Genomic DNA, 24,153 nt, shown 5'->3' with positions numbered 1-24,153 from the left:
AGACACCGACAAAATCGGTAGGGAAGTACCTGCAAATACTGAGTTTTTAGAAACTCTCGGCACGACTTCCACTCATGTTATATACAGGGTATGCCGATACATGATATAATGACGCCGCCCTTGTGGAGAAATTTTTATGGATAATTTTAACAAAACCGATGATTTATATGATCCTAATTTTTCTATAAACAGTAAAAGTACGGAAAAATTGGATATGTATGGTGTATGGCTTAAGAAAAAGAAAGATATTAATGAACCGCTCGATTCAGACGATTCTCAATTTACGAGCAATTCCGACATAGGCTCAGAGCAAGACAGCACGAATTTTGATGATGATTTCTCTTTTTCGGATATGGCTGCCGATACGGAAATACCCGAACTTGAAGAATTGGACGACACAAATACTTCAACTGAAATAGCACTGGAAACACCCGCTTCATCGCATACCGACAGTGATTCTCCCAATGTCGCGCTTGACGAAAACAGTTTTGAGTCGCTGGATGTTGATGATTTTTTCTCGGATGACATCCCCGCAGAAGAAACGCATCAAGAAAATTCCGACACATTTGTTGAAGAAGAGCCAATAGACCTTGCTTTTACCGAAATTACGGACGATACGGAAAAACATTCGAATAATGATGAACTACCGGCAGGACTCGAAAACTTCAGCGAAATTTCTCTTGACGATTTTGAAGACGCCGTTCCGGCTGAAAACTCCGGATCGGATGATGACTTTGAGGTAGTCGATGATTTTAACGATATTCTCAAAGATGATGCTTCTGAAAAGCAAGAATCCAAACACAATGAACAAAAAGAAGAGGCCGCTTTCGATATTGATGTTACGGCCGACGATGAAGCAGCTAAGGGACAGCCGCTTTCGGAACTGTCTCCACAAATTGTAGAAGATAATGCCGATATTTCGATTTTCGGCACGGAGACAAACAACGAATCATCCGATGCGGAGGACACAACCTTCTTTGACGATGTTGAAGCTGTTAAAGAGGATCTGCTTTCAACACGGCAAGCCGTCAAACCTGAAAAAGAACCGATAGAACCCGCTCTGGAAAAGGATTCAAAGGAAACCATGGACACAACAGCCGAACCATCCCGACACACTGCCCCTGAACAAGATAAAGCGACGGAACTGCTGATGCAAATTGCTCACGAAATCAGTGATCTGAAGGCAGAGTTGAATAGCTTAAAAGCTGGTATGACAGCTCAATCAAAAGTAATTTCCGAAATACCGGTAAAAGATACTGCCGCGCATACAGAAAACAAAGCTGCCGACACGGAAAGTTCTGGATTTTTCAGCGATGATGACACGGACGAAACGATTGCCCTCACTGGTGATGAGCTAAATAACATCCTTATTACTGCGGACTTTACCGAAGAACGGAACGCTGAAGATGGAGAGCGATCATCTACCGATGAAGGAACTCCCAAGGAAGCAACCGAAACCTATGAAGTGCCGCCTGTACTTACAAAAGATATTGATCCGGAGATTCAAGAAGAGCCTTCTGTCGATCACTCCTTTGAGGATAGTATAGCGGAGCCTTCTTCGGAAGAGACGAATAACAGTTATAAACCTGAGGTAGAAGGGGAAAAGCTTCTTGCCTCAGATCCTGTCTTTAATGTAGAACCCGCCCCCATTACATCGCTGCCCGAAGATCTTAGCTACCTTGACGATCAATCGGAAGTTACGGATGAAGATATGGAGCTTATTGACGGAGATGCGGAACATCATCAAGAAGCGGACGAGCTTGAAGATATCGAAGAAGCAGAGTCGGTAGATGACGAAAGCGACTTTGAAGATATAAATATAGAGGCCTTTGATATACCTTCGGAACAGGAGATTGAAGTTCCTTCGACAGAAATGGAATCGGTTAACAATGAGACGCAGTCTTCCGAAGAAATGGAAGGAGAGCGTACTATCCACGAGCTTCAAAATGATGAAGATTTCCCGAATCCGTTTGCAGACTCATCAAGTACCGCAGAAGCGGAGATGAAGGAAGAAATTATCGAAGAACCTTTTATCGAAGAACCTTTTATCGAAGAAGCTCCTGCTATGAAATCGGAAGCCGAAAAAGCTAAATCTGAAGCCTCTGAAGATACGATCGAAGAATTAGACGCAATCGCTGAAGACGCGATTCCCGAACTTGAGTCGGAAAAAGAAAGCGTTCTCGAAGAACCGAAACAGGAAACATTGCTGCAAGCTGCAAGCAAAAAGCGGGAAACCATTTCTATCCCATTAGAACTGAAAAACGAGATTAAATCGGTTCTTTCCTATATGGATCAATTACTGGAAGCCTTACCCGAAAAAAAGATTGAAGAGTTTGCCAAATCTGAATATTTTGAAACTTATAAACATCTTTTCGAAGAATTAGGCATTTCCTGATAACAGAATCTTCCCAGTGCCGCTATGCGAGTTCTGCATAGCGGCCGACCGACCCCATGTCTCCTTTCCGCCTCCATTCAAAATATAACCCTAATAAAGAAGCTGAGCAGTTTGCTTCCACTATTGAAGGTGATCCGTCGATTATCGTCATAACCGAACCGGGAGAGTCCTACCTTGCATCGGTACTGAAAGCAAAATTTCCATATGCAAAGCGTATCGCAGTGCGATACAACGAAATAGCTTTTTCCGACTCCGATAACCTCTGGGATGCTGTCTGGCGGCCGGGGAACGGAAGCTTACCTTTTTTCTTACTATCACATATACCTGATGAAAAACTGGCAGGGACTCGTTTTATAAGCTGGAAAGCTGCCGACAAAGCTTTTCCCGATGCAGCGAATACAATCTGGAAAACTATCCGGAATACAATCGATATGCTGACGAGCATCATGCATACCCGTTCATTCTTTGGAAATAAGTGGCTTAAAAACACGATCTGTAACTTTATTAATCTTGAGCAACCTGCATCGTTGCAATTCGGAGCGCAGGATTTTATCTTAGCCGGAGCGGGGCCGAGCTTAGAACAGCTCACCGCAGTGCAGGCAACATCCTACTCTATCCTTGCCGTATCCTCGGCATGTGCTGCCCTAACAGCGCGGAATATACCGATAGACCTGTGCATCGGTACTGATGCCGGTTATTGGGCATTGTCTCACTTTACGCGATTGCCTCAAGGCGTTCCCGTTACTTTTCCACTCGAAGCAGCTGTTCCAACATCAATACTGGAGAACCATCTCTGTGTACCGCTTTCTTACAATTCTCCGCTGGAAACAGCTCTCTTTACAGCGACAAATATACAACCACTTGTTGCCCGTGAAAATGGCACAGTAACGGGAACGGCCTGCGAACTGTTGCTGCGGCATACAAATCGAAATATCATCCTCGCAGGCGTCGATTTGACAGCTGCAAAAGGCTTTATCCACGCACAGCCGCATGCAAGTATCACACGCTTGTTTGCCGAAACGAACAGAGTACATCCGCTTGCTGATGCACTCGCCGTACAAAACTTCGCGGCGCAATCACTTGAAACCTACCGACAATGGTTTTTGCAGCTACCGCCTGAATCCGCCCGGAGACTTTTTCGCACCGGTACGGGGGGGGCACCGCTGGCGAATATCAGACCCATAGACCTGCCAACCGGTATCTCCGATAACGTGCAAACAGAAGCACGACTTTCGGTAACCCCTTACCCCACGCTTTCCCATCAGGAACGCACACAGATAGCCCTTGCCCTACTAAACATACTGCGTACTGAGGTGCCTGCATTAATCGCAACGGAACCGACGCGACTCGCAGAAGAGGCGGCAACGCTTGAAAAACAGATATGCGCCTTGTGCAACTATACCGCTTATTGTAACGTGGTAAAAAATCCTGTAGATAAAAAGGCACAAACAAACTTGGCGGAACAGGTAAGCCGCATACTCGGCTCACTCATTAAAAGGATAGAAACATGACAGTCTTAGAGATGAACCTCGCGACAATACGCCTTAAACAGCCGGAACTCGCAGAAAATCTCCAACGCTCTCATACAGGCACTGCCTATAAAGGTGTCGTACCGGCAAAGACAGGTGAATCGGTGCCGCTCTTTATATCGGGACAAGCGCTGCAATCTCTTTACAATCCTGTACGAGAGGCAGAACGCACCATTACCTCTGGAGCCGGTTTTATGCTTTTTTGCGGCTTGGGGAACGGCATCCACATCAAAATCTTTTTAAATAAATATCCTCAATCGTTTTGTGCAATTACGGAATCCGATTATGAGTCCTTCAAACAACTACTTTCGCTCATCGACTATACGGAGCTGTTCGCCGATAGCAGAGTATTTCTTTTGCCACCATGTACCGATGATACCTTTGAAATTGCACTTACAGCAGCCTATTTACCGGCTGTACACGGTACCTTCGGCTATCATATTCTAAGGACATGGAATGAATACTATAAAGCTCAGGTAAAAGATTTACCGGAGAAGATCGAGCATGCACTTGAAAAAATCAAAGCTGACTTTTCAGTTCAAGCACATTTTGGGAAAATCTGGCTGCGCAATACCTTTCTAAATTTACGCCTTGCGGGTTCTATCAAGCCGGCTTACCCACGTACTGATACCACTCGAACGGCACTCATATTGGGAGCAGGTCCAAGCTTGGAAGTCGGCTTATCGTTGCTGAAAAAAGAGCGGCGGCAGTACACCGTATTTTGTACCGATACGGCCTTCCCCACCGTATGCGCAAGCGGTATTACACCGGAATTCTTCATCGCAATTGATCCACAGCATATCTCATATCAACACACTATCGGCGCCATATCTAAAGAAACAACAGGTATTTTCGACCTTTCGGCACAGACCACCGGAGCGCGCCGCTTTTATGAAAACGGTAATGCCTTCTTTTTTACGGCAGGCGGACATCCGCTTGTCCAAGCAGCCGCACTTTTTTCCCCTTTCCCGGCGCTTGCTACGAGTTCCGGCACCGTTGCCGTCGCAGCCTACCATGCGGCACAGGCACTCGGTTACCGGCATATCGAATGCAGCGGAATGGACTTTGCTTATACCGGCGGCAAAGCGTATAGTCGCGGAACCTACCTTTCAGCGCAATATGCCGGCATCGCGATGCGTATTTGCCCTCAAGAGCACTCGTTTGTCCGTCTCATGTTCCGTACCGAAACCTACAGCGAACAGACAGCACAAGGACTCAACTATCGGACAACACTTTTGGATTCTTACAGAGCAGCTTTTGAAGTGGAAAAACGTCATATCAGCTCTTGGAAACAGAGCGACTTTCAGCAATTCCCGTATACGGCATTCCTTGCATCCTTTACAAAAAGCTTGCGACAAAACGATCGGAATGCCGTAATGACTCTCCTTCCCGCGCTTGCATGGTGTAAAGCTCATAGAAAAGGAAATTTGACCGATATGGAACTTGTATTGGAATTCATTTCGGAGTATACTGATCTATGATGAAAAAAATACTGATGTCGGTCTATGCCGTGTGCGCATTGCTTGTTATTATCGGAAGTTTACTATGGTTTGTTTTCACCCTTCACAGTGATTCTACCACAGGAAAAACAGAAGCATTGAAGAACTTTAAGATGTTTGCTCAGCATACCGGCAGAATTTTGTCGGAATCCGCTCAGGAGCGTAACCCAACCCAACTACAAGTACAACTTGAACAGCTATGCCGTAACTACAGCAAGTATGTAAAAGCGGTTTTACTTAGAGATAGTACCGGTATCGTGTTTATCTGGCCGAAAAATACCGATATTTTTTCATATAATGAACAATATATGGTCGAAGTAAAAAACCTGCCGCTTTTTTTTACTGCGGCTCAAATACATATCCCTATTGAAAAAACGAGTAACACTATTACCGCCCATGCAGCACTCCAAATGCTTCCGCTTGAAACGGTCTTTAATCGCGGTCAAATAGTATTCTTTTTATTTCTGTTGATTGTACTGATGACTGCCTCGGTGCTGATCTTCTCATATATAAATCTAAAACCTTCCGAAAGGAAAACCGTGCTTGAAAGTGTTGCGCACACCTCTAAAACGGATACCACGGAATCCGATGCTGTTCAAGTTGACGAAATTCCCTCTACTGCAACGAGTGACGAGAAGACAATCAGACCGTTTGCAAAACCATTCACTGGAACAGAGACTTCAACTCTCCAACAAAGGGAAAATTTTGATCCACACAAGAGAATGCAAAATAACAGTGACCAGCCGTCTCCGGAAAAAAATAACGGAAAACCGGTTGAAACGGCATCTTCCCTCCCGTTAAATGTTCAGCTTGAATCGCTCAACCGTCTCCATATCTATGATGATGAACGGTCCCAACAAAAACGCCCCGAATATCCGAAACACGCAGAAGACACACAGCTCGAACGCGGTGTGACGGAGGAACAAGAAGGCATCGATGCAGGACGATCGATATCTTCAAACACAGTTGAAACGGATAATTCAAAAACGAGCGGTACTTCGGAATCGAATACCAAACAGAATTTCGGTGCAGAAAATTACGGATCCTTTGAAAATCACACACAAACACTGAAACCTATAACCGAATCACAGGAACATACAAAACAAGCATCCGTTACTACCTTTGAAAATGCACCGATTTCAGGTGAGGCATGCAGTGAAGACCATTCACTTGAACAAGCCACACTCATAGAAGAATTAACAACTGCGATTACCGAAACAGCCGTTGCCGAAGAGGACTTAACGCTTTTGCTTATTCATGCAACTGATATACCTCATAACCAGCAAATTATTCATCTACTACGCTCGACGCTTGATCGTATCCATAAGGTGTTTGCCTTTAATAAAGACATTCTCGGCGTCATCATCTTTTATGCACCGCTGGATCAGGCAATGCAAATTGCAAGCACCCTCTACGATGAAATCTATACAGTGTTGGATGATTCTACCAAAAAGTCACTCAGTATTGGGCTCACGACACGAGCAGGACGACTAATTCCTGCTCCCCGCATGATCGAAGAAGCTTCGGCAGCAATCAGCAAGGCCACCGAAGAAGGCAGCGATCCTATTGTGGCTTTTAGAGTTAATCCGGATAAATACCGACGTTGCCTCGCACGACTAAGCTAAATTGCAATGCGCCCTGTTGACAGAGCTATATACTCTTATTATTATGCTTTTGCTGTTTACCGAACGGCGGTGCCTTCCCGCTAAGGCATTTTTATAAGATATTCTAAAAATACAATGGATGGTTCACTATGAGTAACAAGGTTTCTTTCTTTTTCGGAAATCATTTTTTATCGGCTGCTCCTTTCGATGACGGCGATGATTTCGATGACGACTTTGATGATGATTTCGGCAATGATGATTTTGACGATGATTTTAGCGATGACGACTTTGATGATGATTTCGATGATGATTTTGATGACGACTTCGATGATGATTTTGACGATGGCGATTTTGATGACGCCTATGACGATGATGACAGTTTTGAGGATGACTTCGACGAATAAATTACGAAAATAGGAAAAGGGGCTGCTGAAAAATGGCAGCTCCGTACACACTAATAGACCTTATCTCTTAAACAGACGCGGTATCTCTACGGTGTTGATGAAGAAATTCAAAATCAGCAAGATATTGCAAGCGGGACTGTACAAGATATAGCAATTCGTTATACATATCAAAGTTCACTTCAAGCGCAATCGGGAATACATACACCTCTGTTTCATTACAATACCGTTTAATAAACTCAGGGTCGTTTACAAACCCTAAACTGATCATATTACTGATTCGATCGGCACATTTAAGAACCTTTGCACGCTGTGAACCATGCCTGATAATATGCTGTAGATATTCAGGCTTTGTCTGCCCCGGACGGCGGGTAACTTCCATAACCAATTCATAAACGGCAGAAGATTCCGAATCGATCGACAATAGTTCATTCACATTAAAATCAGGTACATCCTCCAATACGTCATGGACGATCGACGCCTTCAACAAAATACTGTCGATATAGCCGTAGTCGATAAGCGTAGCCATCGTATCGAGTTGATGGCGAAACATATTACCGCCGGCATGGCGCGCTTTACCCCGTAAACTGGTTGCCAAATGAATATAGGGCGCAAGATACATCCCTTTTAACAGTGCTACTTCATGTTGTTCCATCTTCTTATCCTTCCGAGGAATCTTTACACAAGATCACTCAAATACAGCGTAAATTTTTCAATCCGCCGTTCTGCCTCATGCAGCTTTTCTTTTTCTGCTTTGACAACCTCGGCCGGGGCATGAGCCGTAAAATTCACATTAGAAAGTTTTGCCGCTAAACGGGACACCGCCTGTTTTTCTTTTTCGAGTTCTTTCGTAAAGCGTGCAGCCAATTGACTGCGGTCTACCTCGGTTCCGGTAATGATAAAGGCTTCAAAGCCCGGCCCTACCGTTCCAATGGAATTTGCAGGTTTACCGGCGGGCGTCTCGATAAAGGCAATATCAGCGAGTCCCGCCAATAACTTAATTAAATCGATATTCTCAAACGCAGCCGCTGCGGGAGAACCTGCTTCGATATAGAGCGCAATATGCAGCTTGAGCTGAGGATCGATACCGCATTCCGCTCTGAGCGTGCGGATAAGCCGTACGATATTTTGTAGCGCAGTAAAGCGTGCGGAGGCTACCGTATCGATACGCTCTTCGCAATAGACGGGATAATCGGCGGTTATCAGCGCCTCTGCACGGTGTGAAGCTCCGGCGGCGCAGTGTTCGGGAAGTTTTCGGTAGATTTCTTCGGTAACGAAGGGAAGCACAGGATGCAGCAGCCGGAGCGATTCTTCCAAAACGGCAAGCAGTACCGAGGTTATCCGGTCCTTTTCCGCATCATCGCCGCTCTTATAGGAAAGCTTTGTCCCTTCGACATACCAGTCGCAAAAATTATTCCAGAAGAATTCATAAATGCCGTGCCCTACCTCGTTATAGCGGTACCCTTCAAAGGCTGCCCGCACGTTTTTAACCGTTTCGTTGAGGGTATGGTAAATCCATCGGTCAAGCTCGGTTAATTCAGAGGCGGAAACGGGAACAATGCGCCGCCCTTCGAGATTTCCTAAGATATAACGTGAAGCATTCCAGATTTTATTGGCAAAGCGGGAGCCGAGTTTAAAGGATTCGTTGTCGATAAGAATATCCTGCCCCTGCGTGCACATAAAGGTAAGCGTAAATTTAAGAGCGTCGGCGCCGTACTCGTCGATAATATTCAGCGGATCAATACCGTTACCGAGCGATTTGGACATCTTGCGTCCTTGTTTATCGCGCACTAAGTCATGCAGATAAACATCTCGGAATGGAACGGTACCGGTAAATTCAAGCCCCGCCATAATCATACGGGCAACCCAGAAGAAGATAATATCATGCGCGGTGATGACGGCGGATGTCGGGTAATAGCGCTGTAAATCCTCGGTTTTTTCAGGCCAGCCGAGCGTCGAGAACGGCCACAGCCAGCTGGAAAACCACGTGTCGAGCACATCGCTATCCTGCTTGAGGGCGGCGCTCTTACAGTGGGGGCATTCGGTTACATCTTTTACCGAAACGGTCATCTTACCGCAGTCTTTACAATACCACACCGGAATCCGGTGCCCCCACCACAGCTGCCGCGAAATACACCAATCGCGGATATTTTCCATCCAATGACTGTACGTATTTTCCCATTTTTGCGGATAGAACACGAGTTCGCCTTTTTTCCACGCGGCAAGCGCTTTATCTGCAAGCGGCTTCATTTTGACAAACCATTGCTCCGAAAGGTACGGCTCTACGACGCTGTGACAGCGGTAGCAGTGCCCTACGGCATGTTTAATATTTTCTTTCTCTTTAAATAAGCCCATTGCCTCCAAATCGGCGATAACCGCTTCACGGGCGGCTTTCACCGTCATGCCGCAGTATTTTTCGGGTACCGCCGCATTCAGCGTACCGTCGGGATTTAATATATTGATAACTTCGAGATTGTGCCGCTTGCCGACTTCCCAGTCGTTGGGGTCGTGGGCAGGGGTTATTTTTACAGCGCCCGTCCCGAATTCCTTATCGACATAGCTGTCTGCAACAATCGGGATACAGCGGCCGGTCAGCGGCAGTACGAGCTTCTTTCCTATTAAATGAGTATAGCGGGGATCATCGGGGTGTACGGCAACGGCGGTATCGCCCAAAAGCGTTTCGGGACGGGTTGTCGCTATTTCGATATATTCCGACGCGGAGGGGGCACCGTTTTTATCCGCAAGGGGGTACAGGATATGGTACATTCCCCCTTTGGTCTCCTCATGATCAACTTCATCGTCCGCAAGCGCAGTACCGCAGGAAGGACACCAGTTAACCAGATAGTTGCCGCGGTAAATAAGACCGCGTTCATAGAGTGTAACGAATACTGTGCGGACGGCATGGGAAAGCCCTTCGTCCATCGTAAACCGTTCCCGAGACCAATCGACGGAAGCCCCGATTTTACGCAGCTGATTGGTGATAATCGAATGGTGTTTTTCTTTGACCTCCCACGTGCGTTTGAGGAAGGCTTCCCGTCCGAGGTCGTGCCGTGTTTTGCCTTCCGCCTTTAGCTGACGTTCAACCACATTTTGCGTTGCGATACCGGCATGATCGGTACCGGGTATCCAGAGCGTTTCATCACCCTTCATGCGGTGGTAGCGGACAACGACATCCTGCAGCACATTGTTTAAGCCGTGCCCCATGTGGAGAACACCGGTTACATTAGGCGGAGGAATGGCTACGACATATTTACCGGCATTAGCGGTCTTTTTAACCGGCTTAAAGCGCCCCTGCTTTTCCCAATCCACATAGATTCTATCTTCAAAATCCTTAGGATTATATGCTTTTTCCAATTCAATCGTGTGCAATAGGTCTTCCATGCCCCCAGCCTCCAGCTCTGTTTTTCTATAATTTTCTATAATAAGTAGATATTTTAGTTATTTTTCGAGTATCGTTCAAGGGTACGGTTAATTGATAATGGATAATTTGTAATGGTTGATTCCAGTGGGTAATGGGTAATTTAACGTGTCATTTAATTACAATTCTATCCGTGTCGGGAGTCGGCATAGCCGCTGCGCAATAATGCAGGATTTCCGTGGTGTCTCACTGCGATAAGCTCGGCGGCGATGGAGACGGCAATTTCTTCCGGAGTTTCCGCTCTGATAGGCAGACCTATCGGCTTATAGATAGAATCGAGGTATTCCTTACTAAGACCTTCATCTGCAAGCATTTTTACCACCGCAGCATTTTTTTCAAATGAGCCGATCATGCCGATATAGGCAAGTTTCTTACCGTACAGATACCGCAGCACATCCGCATCGCAGCGATGCCCGCGGGTTACCGCAACACAGTACACATTTTTATGGAACTGTAGGACGGTATGAGACACCTGTAGGGATTCCTGCGGTTCAGTGCTACCGCAAGACAGCGAATTATCGTGCACTGCCTTATTATTTTGAATAGATGCACCCGTTTCTTTGAGAAAGAGTTGTTCCAGCGGACAACAGAGCCGCCGCGCTGTCGGAAACAAATCTTCCGTAATACAATCGGCACGGTCATCCCAGACGGTAACTCGAAATCCGATAAAAGCAGCAAGTTTTGCAAGCGCACGCCCAACGTGTCCGCCGCCGAAGATAAACAGTTCAGGATCATTCCCTATCTTTTCAAGATACACTTGGATAGAACCTCCGCACGCGAGACCTTCCTCTGCGGTAAGATTTTTCTTTATGATACAGGTAGCATCGTCCGTTTTCAGTATTTCACGTGCCTTTTTGATCACTTCATGTTCGGAAACACCGCCGCCTACCGTACCGCGGACAAGATCCGGAGTTACCCACATCGACGTCCCGGCTTCCCGCGGCGAAGATCCATGCGCTTCGATAATTGTGCATAATACGCCCGTAATACCGTTTGCCGTATCGGCTGTAACATACTTTAAAATCTCGGTATCCATAGGCTATTTATCCTCTTTTTGTTCCAGCGCTCTCTCGTTTTCAAGTATCATCGGTATATCGGTGTAAATCTCTGATTGATACGAACTCTTTGTATTCAGCATATTTTGGGTATTCAAATAGGCCAAGCCGACCGATTTTGCACGGATCATCGTCTGAGGATTTCTGGTTAAAGCATCCCACGCACGGGTAGATTCCGCATACAGTGCAAGCGCACGTCCGTTCTTCTGAGAGTCGCCCGTTCGCTCGGACAATCTACTCAGCGTCGCACCCAAATTATTAGCCGTATGCATGTAACGCTCAATAAACGCGGCATCGTCAGGCCGAGTATTGGATAAAGCCTGTTCTTTTCGTGCATGCTGTGCATTTAACAAGCCTAAGAGTTCTTCGTATGCAGCCAACGCAGCAAAATAGTCACCCCGTTTAAAAAACGCGTTTCCAAAGCCATACAGTAAATTCTTATCGTGTGCTTTTTCCGCATATGCATGACTCATTGCTTCTATTGCCTGCCGATAATTCTCCTGTTGGTAATGTATATAGCCGATTCGGTAATTTACCGATGGCGTATTATACGATTCCTTTATCGCATTTTGATAACTGTCAAGCGCTGAGTCGAAATTATACGAAATAAAATAGTCGATATCGCCGTAATCCGCATAGAGTCTACCAATAGCTTTGTTCGGTGGCAACGGTTTAAATGCAGTATATTCGCGATATATATTCAACGCATCGGCATAAAGAGTTTGAGCTTCAAGGTATTTTTTTTGATCTACTAACTGCTCTCCCAATAGACGCATCGCATCAATATAATTACCGATACGCCGTGCAGTCATTGGAGCAGCGGTTTTAAATAACTTAATCGATTCTGTTAAATTTTCTATTGCACCGTCCTGCTTATTATTGTAGATAAAAAAACGACCTAAATGATAATATGCTTCCGGCATCATTTTATCCGCCTGCACAGCTTTTTCCAACAACATACGAACATCATCAATTTTTGAGCGGAGCTTTTCCGAATCGAGTGGCTTGGGATTATACCGTTTCTCAAGCAAATACCCGCTTAACTCGGTAAGATTTTCCGCACCGATTTTTGTTATACGGGAAGAAAAATGATCTTTGAGATTCAACACTTCTGCCAGATTATCGGTACGGATAAAATAACGCATCATCCGCACAAGAAAGGTATCATTTTCACCATAGAGCTCAATCAACCGACTGTAAATCTTTACTGCATCGCTATACTTTTCAGGATCTTCATCCGCCCAATTCATAAACACATCACCAAGAGCGAGCATTCCATCCTTATCGTTGACATGCTGATCAAGGACGCGTCGACGCAAAACAGCTTCGGCTTTTTCGTAATTACGCAGATCAGTACTCAACATGTCCGCATATTCCAATCCACCCTTTTTATCGTTATTAAAGTCGTAAATTAGGCGAAGATACATTTTTTCTGCAGCAGCAAATTGTTTTTTTGCTCTAAAGGCACGGGCATACGAGAAATACCATTTCCTCTTCCGCTTATATTCGCCTGCCCGATTGAATTTTTCTATTGCAGTTTCGTACTGGCCGTTCTCCAGATAGGAATATCCTGTCTTATAGAGGGATTCCGAGCGTACCGGTTTATAAATAAACTGCCATGATAAGACCGAAATACATAACACCAAAATAAGCGCAATGGCGGACATAACCGCGACAGGCAAGAATCGATGCACGAACCAGTATTTAAAGGTCTGCTTTTCTTTTTCGTAGTCTTCAACACTCTGCCGCTGAAATCCGCGTGGGATAGGAATCGATCTATTGGTTATCTTTTCGAGTTTATTGACAACTTTTTTAAGAGAATCTTTTTCCAATACAAGACGGATAAAGTTCATCTTATTTTCGGGACGGTCGTCACCGTTCGCAATATAGTCTTGAATAGCAAGCTGCACATTAAATGGGAAGGTTTCAAGCTTGCTTAAAAAACTGAAATAATCATCATCCGAGATTGTTAGAGCATCGCTGTTATCCGAAGAACCGGTACTCTTAGCGATAACAGAATCGAACATCTGCGAGTGGGCATCAGCCGAGAAATCTTTAAAGTTATCCGGAAGGTTGAATTGATCGTCAACTACTTCGGTTATGTTACTGTCGAGCGGATTTTCTTCCAAAGAAAACCCGTTTTGATCCCCACTATCTCCCTCCGGCTGACTAAAAAAGGTATCGGTTATATGCTCCGGCATACCGATACCATCAAACCCCGTATCTGTATGGGAAATCGGTTGAATCCCGATAGGTTCGGTGCTCGGAGCATCCATGCTAAATTCAAATAGAGAGGGATCCGATGTTTCAGTATTAGACGAGGCAGGATCATCTCTATTTTCGGAGAAGAGCGAAAGTTCATCCATATTGCTCAAGCTACCGGATTCCTCTGTATCACCGTCGCCCTCCGCTGCATTGGCAACAGCAGGGGTATTGGACGCGGGTGTTTCATCGGATATCGGGAATTGGACAGCCTCTTCATCATCGCCCATATCAGGGGCATCGAAATGGGAGACATCCTCCGTTTTATCCGAATCGGCGGAATCATCAGCATTGCTTGGAGTATCATCAGAAAGAGAATCGAGAGTCGACAAATCGATATCGGGAACAGTAATATCGGGAATGGTATGTTCTTCTTGGAACGTATCTTCATCTCCCGGAACTTCATCGTGTTCATCCAGCGTTTCCACATCTTCCGGAATCGTATCATCTGTTTTTGCGCGTTCATTCACTTTTATCGGTTCCGGGTCAAAATCAAAGGAAGAAAGCATATTGTCAAAATTAGACGAGTCGTCAGTGCCGGATAAGGCAGTATCGCCATGTGGCTCCTCAGGGAGTTCACCTGCTTCGGGCGCCTCCGGTACATCTCTCAAAATATCGTCATCAGATGATCCGGATTTATCAACATCGAGTTCGCTCAATTCTCCTAAACCGTCGAAAGGATCCGAGCCGGTCTTAAAATCGGTATCGTCAAAATCGGTATTAAAGTCAAAAGAGCTGTCGCCTTCATCCGGTGTTTGCTCCAAAGTTTCAAGATCGGCCGTATCGGAAACCTCGGCATCGTCTCCAGATATATTGTCAAAATTAAAAGAGGAGAGGAACGCATCCATGTCGGAGGTGTCAGGCATTCCTTCTTCGTCAACGGGATATGCATCGCCCGAAACGACTTCGGGCTCATCGGGCTTAGCGCTCAACTGACCGGATTGAGGCTGATCGGCAGTGGCTGCATCGTCTGTATGAATACTCTCGGCATTTTCTTGGGCAATTCCTGTGCCAGCTGCCTTATCCGCTCCGGAAGTTATAAAAGAATCGGTGTCACTATTACCGAGCTCGGTGGGGAAAGGGGTGTCCATCGATATATCGGGCGCATCTGTCACCGGCACCGTATCAAACATATCGGAGACAGGTTCCGTACGTTTTGATACGGGCTCAGTTTCTGAAGATTCAGCAACAGTACCTGCCACGTCGGCCGGTTTCTCAGTCGGCAGTAAAGCGTCAAGATCGATGTCGGGAACTTCCGCCGGATCCGGCAATGGAAGTTCATCATAGACCCGTTCGCCCCACCGAGCAGTTACTGCATCTTCGTGAGCAATATTTTTCAGGTCTTCTCTAAACTTTGTAATTTCATTTAAATTCGGCATAAGCGCGCACAAAAGCCCCTTTCTCTTGTAATTTCGGCATTTTTAACATACATCTTAAGGAAGCTCCGTATAGGGGATGTCTCAAAGCAGTTACAGCTACTTTTTTGGATACCTCCTTAGAAGCTCATTATAAATATGAGGAGCCTGATTACTCTTTATAATACTGATTAAACACTTGTGTAATGTATTCTTGATCCGCAACGCCGCCCAATTCGCGAATAGAATGCATCGATAAAATAGGATTGCCGACATCGACCGTTTTAATCATCAAATTCGTTGTCGTAATCGGCCCGATGGTCGTACCGCCTTTTATATCGGAGCGATTGACAAAGTTTTGGCAGGGGACACCGGCTCTTTTGCAAAGGTCTCTGAATATTCCTGCCGAAACGCCGTCGCTCGCGTAGCTCATCGATGCTGCAAGTTTTATAACCGGCCCGCCGTTTACAAGTGGAAAGTTAGTAATATCGTTTTTTTCGGGATAATTCGGATGGTAAGCATGCGCTTGATCGGCGGAAATCAGAAAAGAGCGGCTCAACTGCTGTTGGAACAGTTCGAACCATTGCTCTCCTGCATCACACTGAGCAATCGTAATTCGCTTGAGCGTATTCGCAAAAAACGGACTTCCTGCTCCTTGCATGGTTTCCGATCCGACTTCTTCATTATCAAAGACACAGGCAGCTTTCACATAGTCTAACGGAGTATCTTGAGCAATGAGCGCATCGAGGGAAGCATAGGCCATACCGAGATTGTCGATTTTCCCCGTTGAAAAAAACTCATCGGAGTAACCGCAAAAACACCCCGGCTGCGTATCGTGCAGATAAAGATCAAAATCGAGAATCGTATCCGCAGATACGCCCAGCTGCTTTGCCAACAGCCTGACCAGATAGCCATCTTTTTCAAACTTTTTATTGATGATGCCGAGCAAGGGCAGCAAATCTTTTTGACGTTCGATTTTATATCCGTCGTTCACCTCACGGTTCATGTGGATCGCAAGATTCGGTATAATGAGCGGGGCTCCTTTAAACGAAACCAGCATATCCTTTGGTGCAAGAGGGTCGTCAGTTCGCACAACGACACGTCCCGCTGCAGAAAGCGGCCGGTCAAACCATGTCGAGAGGATCGCCCCGCCGTATACTTCGGTATTGAGCTTTAGGTAGTGATCCTGCACCGTTACTTCGGGATGCGGCTTTATGCGCAAGCAGGGAGAGTCGCTATGACTACCGATGAGCTTAAACCCGCGTGCTTTTTTCCCGCGGCTCATCTGCCATGCAATAAGAGCGCTCCCGTTTGCAGTTACAAAGTATTTTCCTGCGGGCTTTAAATTGAAGGCATCCGAAAGATTAAGACGGGTAAAGCCGGCCTCTTCAAGTTTTGTACCGGCATTTTTAATAACATGATAAACCGACGGACTTTTATCGATAAACCGCATCAGTTCACGGGCATATTGTTTCTGCATCGCCATATCTATACTCCTTGAGTGGCTGCAGGGCAAACGCATCAGACGTTTTTTGAATATCCCCGCAGAATAATGGAGGCTGTTCAACCAGAGTTGAACCTCTTCGCGGTTCAAATGGTCTCACAACCTCAATTATTCTGCGATTCTGATCTGCTCTGTCTGACGCGTTTACCCTTTCTCTAAAAAAATGGTGCAAAATTTTATTCAAAATTTTGCACAAATGGAAGGTAACCGCTTGAAACATTTTTAGTGCGGTTACCCTGATTATCTTCTTTAGTATACCTGTCTTTTAGGATTTTGGGAAGGTTGCGGAATGGAATTATAAGGTGTCCTAAAGGAGCCATTTCAGAAAAATCTGAGAAAGTATTGTTGAGCGTGTAATTAACACACAGCCTATAAAGCTCATACCTGTTCAAACGAAGCTTGCAGATAGGCAAGACGGATACGGCGTACCTTTACGGTCAGTTCCTGATTAAGTTCCGGTTCGGTATCCAGCGTGATATCGCCTTCGTATCCAAGAGACGGGATAAAAACATGAGCTTTTTTGCCCATTACCTCAAGCACCACCGCCGTACCGCGCCAATCGGGGTTTTGCAGCAAGTACACGAGCGTCCAATGCTGACGGGATGCCCGTTCCGCAGAAACGCAGGCGCGCCCCGCCACATCCCCCGCCGCTATTTTAAGGATGAGATCTGCTGCAGGCGTTAGCGATTTACCGTCAATATAGTTTAACAGCTGGCGATGGCTGACCAAATCCCCGTAGCGGCGGAGCGGGCTTGTTACCTGTCCGTACATCGCAAGCCCGAGCGCAGCGTGCATCGACGGAATGGTGCCCACGCTGCGCGGACGCATGGCGCGCCGCTTCCGGTATTCCCCGGCAAGGCCGGACGGCAGCTTATTCGGCAGTTCGGGCGCCTCCTGACTGATGTATTGAAACGGAATACTGTGCTGAAAGGCAAAACGGGCGGCTGCCTCCCCTGCAAGCAGCATCATTTCTTTAATCATTGCAGCGGCTTCAGTCTGGATGACAGGCTGAACCTGCACCCGTTTTATGCCGTCCTGCTCCTTCAGTGTAATCGATACTTCGGGAAAATCGATGGATACGGCGCCCGCATTCTCCCGTCTGATGCGGTTTTTCTCCGCTATGGCAAAAAGAGGTGCTAATGCGGGCGAGTCCTTTTGAGCATCGGCCTCTTCATACGTCATTCTGATAACCGAAAGCTTCGTGCGGTGGATACCTACTTCTTCGATTGCACCATCGGCACCGAGGAGCAGCTTAAAAGAAAGCGCCCAAGATATCGGCTTTAACCCGAGAGCAAAATAATCAACCGCTTTTTCGCCGAGCATTCGAGCAGCCCCTTCCGGTGTGTACAACGTTGCACCGCGGGCGCAGGCATCGGTATCGCTTTGCGTATCAGCCTGAATGGTGTCGGCAGGGTTTGCAATGTGAATCCACAAGTATGTCCCGTCAAAAGAAACCGCATCGTCGGGATCGGTACTGTTGGAATTGTCGATTGCATAGGCAGGGATTGCCGTCAAATCGAGCGGCGCTTTGGGCAACACCGGCTCGGGAATATCCGCTTTTGACGAATGGAGTGAATGACCAAAGCGTGCCGGATAGGGATTTTTTTCAATAGGCCAAAAACCTGTTTTTAGCAATATATCATGTGCCTGTTCGGGGGTTTGCTCCAACTTTGCATCTTTTAATATTTTAGAAGCGGAAGAACTCCCCAAGGCGAGCGCCTCAAGCTCTTGAAAAAACGGCGTATATAATTCTTTACTTTCTGTAAACGGCTTTCCCTGCATACAGGCGCGAAGGGCTGCGATAAAATCCTGTCGCAGTTTTTCAGCCTGCGCTTTTTCCGTTTGCTTTTGATTGAGTCGTTCTATTTCCGCCTGAGTACGGATACCGATCGGTTCTGCCGGCGAAGTACAGATAAAATAAGGCGAGGCACAAAGAGTTTCCCAGAGTTTCCAGCTTTGCTCCGCTGTGTACGTTCCCCACAGCAACTCCGCAAGTTCGGCAAAAGACGGCGTTTCCCCTTCAAAGAAATCCGCCGCTTCGCCGAAATCCGCAGCGGGTACTTCGGCATCGAGTGCTACTTTAATACTTCGGCATTCTCCGTTATGAAGCAGCACAATATCTTTTTCGCGTACTTTCTTTGTGCCGGATTCCAGCGTAATTTCAAACTTATCACCCTGCACATCGGTAATGAGTGCGGGCTGATTCTTATAGAGAACGAGATTACCTTTTTTCATTTATGTTCCGGATTGTAATGTTTCGTATTTTATTATTGCCGTACATCACCTGTAAGAGATTTCCCTGTTTGTGGTATATCAGTGCGTCGCAGCTGCGGTACATCGGTTTTCCACATACCTTTTCAAAAGCCTCACGGGAATCTCCGGTGCGGATGTCGTTAAAAAGAGTTAGAGATGACGGAAAGCCGATACTCATCTGCAGCACCGTACCGTCCCCATCTTTGGAGCGGATAATGAGCTCGGTATTCAGCAGACGATACAACCAACGTTCACTGTAATAATTATAGATAATGGTAGACGGTTTGTTCCACGCGCTCAATAGTTTATCGACCGTATCGCCAACAGATACATTGCGAAGAACAATCGGGACAACAGCTGCCGGTGCTTTTAAAACGTCGATTAGCCATTGTCTTTCTTTTGCAGCGCCTATTTTGTTGTTCAATTTTTTTAAGATGCGGAAATAATTACAGCGGATCAGCCGTTCATCAGCAGGAAATCCCGTCGTTACAAACAACACTTTACCGGTTGTTTTTTGAGCCGATGAATCGAGACAATCGGCAAGCAGCTGCTGCGCCTTTGTATAGTCTTTTCTTAGTAGAGACAACAGCGCAGCATAGTTTGCCCGAGCGGTTTTATCATCGGCTCCCGTATGGAAGAGATCTGCCTGTTCCGCAATGCTGAGTACGGTATCGCGCTCATGAGTCAATGGAGACGAAGCGAGCAGATACGCATAACTCGATGCGCTTCCGGCCTCGTATATCATAGTAAGATAATCGCTATATGCTTTTTTTGCCTGCTCATATAGAGCGCTGTTGTTCCGTGTCGGCATTGTCTTTGAAACGTAATCGGACTGTTCATCATCATCATTTTCAAACATAAAATCAGCCGATTGAAAGAACGTAAAAACCGATGCATTATCATACACTGCAGCAGGAAGAATAGCTGCCATCTCCGTATCCCGTTTATCAAGGCTGTTTAGCCAAGCCTGATGAGCAATCAAAGCATTCAAGCGATTGATATAAAGACTCTGCGGGAACAGCTGCAATAAATTACTCAACACGGTACGTGCATCAGCAGTTCCTCTGCGGTTCTGCAATGCAAACAGCACCCCGGAAATTTCCTCGTACAGATGCGTAATATCATCTCTGTTGCCGTTCAGCTGCTCAAGCCGTGCAGCAGGTTTTACAGAACCGGTTGAGAATGATGCAAATATCTTCGCCGTTTCCGTATCAGCGTAAAGCACAGCCAGCCGATTGAGCCATGTTTCCAATAACCCTTGAGGATAACCGGCAATAGTGAGTAATACACCTGCCATTATATCGACGGTGTAGAGCTGTTCAGGAGAAAGCGCTGTGTTTTTAGCGGTATTGTAATAGTTGAGCGCAAACTGCGCCACACACACTGCAGCAATGGGAGCAAAAAAGTTCTCGCGCTCGTTGTTTAAATTTCGTATCTTGCGCGTAGAACCGGATGTATCCATAAAAAGAAGTGAATCGATATAATCCAAAAGACCGGTACTTACAAGAAACGTCCCGTCGGGATACATCATACAGCGGGCATTTTTCCAGTCAGTTATGATTAAGCGCATCGAGCCGCGAAAGAGTTCGGTTCTTCGTATCAGCATAAAAAGAGACGTTTCGATAATATCATACCATTCGCCGACTTCACTCGCTGCTATTTCATGTGAAGATGTCTCCGCTATTTCATTGCGGTACACCTGCATCAGCCGCTCACGAGTATACATTCCCTCCGACAGCGGATCCGTAAAACCGGAAATTACAATAAAAAAAAAGGAAAGTAAAAAAAGAACCGTTCGGCGCATATCTTTCATACGGTAAAGAATATCATAGCAGGGCAAATATGACAATCCACAATAAACGCATCAGATTCCTTTTGAAATATACGGCGCATCTACTGCGTTGCTGCGCGAAAATTAATCCTCAACGTATCAAAGATACGCCTGCGGTTAATTTTCGCTCGCGCCTTGTATCTACGCCGTCTATTTCAAAAGGCTTACGGAAAGGGTGTTTCAGAACCGCCACGGATGGCGGTGGTTCCACGCAGCAGCGTATTTGCCTTGCAAACACGTAGGTACAAAATGTACATGGATGTACATTTCGTACCGTGCCTGCGGGTGTTTTTTGCGCGCTCCTAGCATCTTCAGAACTGCCAAGGATAGCAGTGGTTTTATACAGGAGCGATGTTTTTGTGGAACAAAAACTCGCGTCCAGAAGTGTACACGGAGGTACACTTCTGGACAGGCTATTTTCAAAAGGCTAACGGAAAGTATATTTTTAACAACCTCCTGATTTTGCGATCTATATTTACTCGTCTGATGCGTTTGCCCTTCCGTAAGCCTTTTGAAAAGAACGAGGTAGATACAAGGAGATAGGCAAAAAAGTACCGCAGGCGTATCTTTGATACGTTGAGGACACTTTTTTGCCGTACAACGCAGTAGATGCCTTGTTATTTTCAAAAGGAATGACTAGTCGGTCACCGAATGAAGCCATTTACCGGATTTGATCCGCCACAGCCCTAGCAGCAATTTGAGCGGCTCTTCGCTAAAGAGGCACATATAGATAACCCACGGCGGAAGTGCTGTATGAATCGATACGGAATAGGCAAGCGGAATAGCGATCAGCCACATGATAAAGGTGTCGCAAATCATGCCGAAACGGGTATCGCCGCCCGCCCGCACCAGCCCTATCAATATACACATATTGCAGGCTTTAAGCGGATAGCAGCACGCCAGTACAATGAACAGCTTTTTAACCGTCGACAATACAACCGGCTCCACATTAAAAATAAAAGGAACAAGATACGAAATAGGAATCAGCGCCGCGCCGATAAATATCGCAACAATCGGAATAAATAGCAGCACTTTAGCGGCATATTGCCGTGCTTCGCTGTCATGCTTTTCGCCTATTTTTTTTCCGATTAAAACGCTCACTCCATTTCCGAAGCCGATAAAGATAACCCATGTCAGCTGCGAAATAGTATTGGTAATATTAAACGCGGCATACGAGAATGTGTTAATACTTGCGAAAATTTTATGATGGAAGGTAATGCCGAAAGACCAGAGCGTTTCGTTTAACAGTACCGGCAATACGATTACGAGATATACTTTTAAGAATTTAGCATCAAAGGTAAAATGATTTTTAAGCGTTCCTAAAACGGGGTATTTCCGATACTTTGTTACCGTAAAGGTAATAAAGAGCTCGACAAAGCGGGCAATAACGGTCGCGATAGCTGCTCCGCGCACACCCAGTGCAGGAGCGCCGAATAACCCGAAAATTAAAATAGCATTCAGCGTCGTATTGACAACCAAAGACACCAGCGTAGCACCGACCGCGATTTTCACTTTTTCGATGGAGCGCAGCGTAATCATCAGCATAAAATTTATCGCAAAAGGAATAAAGCACAATGCCGACAGTCTGAGGTATTGCACGCCGGTTTCGATAACGGCAGTATCCTTCGTATACAGCGACAGTATTTCTTTCGGCATACTCACACAGCAGACCGTAAACAAAATACCGAACGACACAGCCACTATCATAGAAATACCGAGCGTTTTCTGTAAACCCTTAAAATCTTTTTTGCCCCAGAACTGCGCCGTAAACACCATACTGCCCGAACCGGTGCCATAAAGAATCAAGTTGAGTAAAAAAAAGAGCTGATTCCCCAAGCCGACCGCCGCAAGCTCTATGGTACCGAGTTTACCGATCATTACCGTGTCAAGGATATTGACAAAGGCGCTGAGGAAATTTTGCAGCATAATCGGTAGGGCAATCGTAAACAATGTTCTTAAAAATTTTTTATCGAAAAACACTGCCCTAAACCGCGCAGCCATCGTCATATAAGTGTTATCTCCATCAATCATACCCCGATGCAGAGCATTAGAGGTTCCCTTGTATGAATACCGCTCTCTTATTCCGTTTCCCAGCTACGTCCGAATAACTTTTTTACAAAACGGGCAAAACCGCCGGTTTCTGGAATTTCGGTTTTTTCCATGCGGGACACAATATGTTTTAGACAGCTGGATGCTTTACCATTCGGTTCTGCAATAATAAAAGGTTTTTGTTTTAAAACGGCTTTTGTTACCAAAGGATCATTATAAATAAAGCCGAGATATTCGATTTTAAGATTCAAAAATTGGGCTGCGATGTTGATCATACGGTCTGCAATTCGCTTTCCCTCTGCCGCCGAATCAACCCTATTGATAATCATCTTGAGGTTAAGGTTCATGTTATCGACTTCCGTTGCAATCACCTTGATAATACCGTACGCATCGGTGATGGCGGTAGGCTCGGAGGTTGTGATGATAACCACTTCGTCAGCAGCGGCGACAAAGCTCAGTACGTTCTTGGATACCCCGGCGCTCGTATCGATGATAATAATATCGACATCGGAAAGCGTGTACATTTCGTTAATAAATTCATTGCGTTCCGCTTCTGCCATATTCGCAATCTTTGCAAAGCCGGAAGCGCCGACGATCAATTTAATGCCGTATTCGGTGTCGATAATAATTTCCGACAATTTTTTTTGCTTTTTAATAACATGATACAAATTATACTGCGGAATAACATTCATAATGACGTTGACATTCGCGAGTCCGAGATCGGCATCAAGAACGATAACCTTCTTCCCCATCTGCGCATACGCAATACCCATATTGGTTGCAACGTTAGTCTTTCCTACTCCGCCTTTGCCGCTAGTAACGGCAATAATCCGAGTCTTTTGCGCCGAATCATGGCCGCCTCCGGTATTACCGGCGTTTTTATTTATTTCTTTCATTAAGAGACGTAATCCGTCAGCTTGATCACCCATTTTTTTTCTCCACACTTTTAGCTTTTATCGAATCGATTAGGTTTCGAGCCCCTATAAAGCAGAAACTTT

14 protein-coding genes are annotated in these 24,153 nt (G+C 45.8%); 5 read left to right on the top strand and 9 right to left on the bottom strand.

The genetic code is table 11. The features are described from left to right. The first annotated feature begins 136 nt into the window (after positions 1-136). From E4N69_RS04200 to E4N69_RS04180, 5 genes are all read left to right on the top strand, one after another. Positions 137-2,395 (top strand): hypothetical protein, encoded by a 2,259-nt coding sequence (locus tag E4N69_RS04200; protein ID WP_253824616.1) that lies wholly within the window; start codon positions 137-139, stop codon positions 2,393-2,395. A 56-nt stretch (positions 2,396-2,451) separates the two neighbouring features. Continuing rightward, a complete protein-coding gene (locus tag E4N69_RS04195; protein WP_253824615.1) occupies positions 2,452-3,906 on the top strand; it encodes a 6-hydroxymethylpterin diphosphokinase MptE-like protein in 1,455 nt (484 codons plus the stop codon). Beyond that, complete coding sequence (locus E4N69_RS04190; RefSeq protein ID WP_253824614.1) at positions 3,903-5,405, top strand: motility associated factor glycosyltransferase family protein; 1,503 nt, start codon at positions 3,903-3,905, stop codon at positions 5,403-5,405. The genes E4N69_RS04195 and E4N69_RS04190 overlap by 4 nt, the downstream gene beginning before the upstream one ends. Further along, the gene (locus E4N69_RS04185) at positions 5,402-7,048 is read left to right on the top strand and encodes a diguanylate cyclase (RefSeq protein WP_253824613.1); all 1,647 of its coding nucleotides are present in this window, start codon (positions 5,402-5,404) and stop codon (positions 7,046-7,048) included. Before E4N69_RS04190 ends, E4N69_RS04185 begins: the two co-directional genes overlap by 4 nt. Before the next feature lie 128 nt (positions 7,049-7,176). Continuing rightward, positions 7,177-7,431, top strand: coding sequence for a hypothetical protein (locus E4N69_RS04180; protein ID WP_162662866.1), 255 nt, complete (start codon positions 7,177-7,179; stop codon positions 7,429-7,431). A gap of 67 nt (positions 7,432-7,498) precedes the next feature. Here E4N69_RS04180 and E4N69_RS04175 read toward each other — a convergent pair whose 3' ends face one another. The 9 genes from E4N69_RS04175 to E4N69_RS04135 form a co-directional block, all read right to left on the bottom strand. Next, positions 7,499-8,083 (bottom strand): hypothetical protein, encoded by a 585-nt coding sequence (locus E4N69_RS04175; RefSeq protein WP_162662864.1) that lies wholly within the window; start codon positions 8,081-8,083, stop codon positions 7,499-7,501. Between the two features lie 23 nt (positions 8,084-8,106). After that, positions 8,107-10,809, bottom strand: coding sequence for a valine--tRNA ligase (locus E4N69_RS04170; RefSeq protein ID WP_253824612.1), 2,703 nt, complete (start codon positions 10,807-10,809; stop codon positions 8,107-8,109). A 164-nt stretch (positions 10,810-10,973) separates the two neighbouring features. After that, positions 10,974-11,882 (bottom strand): XdhC family protein, encoded by a 909-nt coding sequence (locus tag E4N69_RS04165; RefSeq protein WP_253715284.1) that lies wholly within the window; start codon positions 11,880-11,882, stop codon positions 10,974-10,976. A 3-nt stretch (positions 11,883-11,885) separates the two neighbouring features. After that, positions 11,886-15,542, bottom strand: a complete 3,657-nt coding sequence (gene flcA, locus E4N69_RS04160; RefSeq protein WP_253824611.1) for a periplasmic flagellar collar protein FlcA — start codon at positions 15,540-15,542, stop codon at positions 11,886-11,888. Between the two features lie 148 nt (positions 15,543-15,690). After that, the gene (locus E4N69_RS04155) at positions 15,691-17,004 is read right to left on the bottom strand and encodes a M18 family aminopeptidase (protein ID WP_253824610.1); all 1,314 of its coding nucleotides are present in this window, start codon (positions 17,002-17,004) and stop codon (positions 15,691-15,693) included. 396 nt (positions 17,005-17,400) lie between these two features. Next, positions 17,401-19,257 (bottom strand): RNB domain-containing ribonuclease, encoded by a 1,857-nt coding sequence (locus tag E4N69_RS04150; protein ID WP_253824609.1) that lies wholly within the window; start codon positions 19,255-19,257, stop codon positions 17,401-17,403. Next, positions 19,244-21,088: a hypothetical protein gene (locus E4N69_RS04145; protein ID WP_253824608.1), complete on the bottom strand. Its 1,845-nt coding sequence runs from the start codon at positions 21,086-21,088 to the stop codon at positions 19,244-19,246. Before E4N69_RS04145 ends, E4N69_RS04150 begins: the two co-directional genes overlap by 14 nt. 654 nt (positions 21,089-21,742) lie before the next feature. Next, a complete protein-coding gene (locus E4N69_RS04140) occupies positions 21,743-23,113 on the bottom strand; it encodes an MATE family efflux transporter (RefSeq protein ID WP_371922378.1) in 1,371 nt (456 codons plus the stop codon). Between the two features lie 71 nt (positions 23,114-23,184). Further along, complete coding sequence (locus E4N69_RS04135) at positions 23,185-24,084, bottom strand: MinD/ParA family protein (RefSeq protein ID WP_162662850.1); 900 nt, start codon at positions 24,082-24,084, stop codon at positions 23,185-23,187. Positions 24,085-24,153: the final 69 nt, after the last annotated feature.

It is taken from the genome of Treponema sp. OMZ 906 (genome assembly GCF_024181185.1).
Classification (GTDB): Bacteria; Spirochaetota; Spirochaetia; order Treponematales; family Treponemataceae; genus Treponema.
Note: the sequence above shows the minus strand (reverse complement) of the source record. Positions and strands in the feature narration are given on the sequence as shown.

Coding starts and splice junctions, on each gene's coding strand:
- E4N69_RS04200 (WP_253824616.1), top strand. CDS start 137: ATGGATAATTTTAACAAAACCGATGATTTATATGATCCTAATTTTTCT.
- E4N69_RS04195 (WP_253824615.1), top strand. CDS start 2,452: ATGTCTCCTTTCCGCCTCCATTCAAAATATAACCCTAATAAAGAAGCT.
- E4N69_RS04190 (WP_253824614.1), top strand. CDS start 3,903: ATGACAGTCTTAGAGATGAACCTCGCGACAATACGCCTTAAACAGCCG.
- E4N69_RS04185 (WP_253824613.1), top strand. CDS start 5,402: ATGATGAAAAAAATACTGATGTCGGTCTATGCCGTGTGCGCATTGCTT.
- E4N69_RS04180 (WP_162662866.1), top strand. CDS start 7,177: ATGAGTAACAAGGTTTCTTTCTTTTTCGGAAATCATTTTTTATCGGCT.
- E4N69_RS04175 (WP_162662864.1), bottom strand. CDS start 8,083: ATGGAACAACATGAAGTAGCACTGTTAAAAGGGATGTATCTTGCGCCC.
- E4N69_RS04170 (WP_253824612.1), bottom strand. CDS start 10,809: ATGGAAGACCTATTGCACACGATTGAATTGGAAAAAGCATATAATCCT.
- E4N69_RS04165 (WP_253715284.1), bottom strand. CDS start 11,882: ATGGATACCGAGATTTTAAAGTATGTTACAGCCGATACGGCAAACGGT.
- flcA (WP_253824611.1), bottom strand. CDS start 15,542: ATGCCGAATTTAAATGAAATTACAAAGTTTAGAGAAGACCTGAAAAAT.
- E4N69_RS04155 (WP_253824610.1), bottom strand. CDS start 17,004: ATGGCGATGCAGAAACAATATGCCCGTGAACTGATGCGGTTTATCGAT.
- E4N69_RS04150 (WP_253824609.1), bottom strand. CDS start 19,257: ATGAAAAAAGGTAATCTCGTTCTCTATAAGAATCAGCCCGCACTCATT.
- E4N69_RS04145 (WP_253824608.1), bottom strand. CDS start 21,088: ATGAAAGATATGCGCCGAACGGTTCTTTTTTTACTTTCCTTTTTTTTT.
- E4N69_RS04140 (WP_371922378.1), bottom strand. CDS start 23,113: ATGACGATGGCTGCGCGGTTTAGGGCAGTGTTTTTCGATAAAAAATTT.
- E4N69_RS04135 (WP_162662850.1), bottom strand. CDS start 24,084: ATGGGTGATCAAGCTGACGGATTACGTCTCTTAATGAAAGAAATAAAT.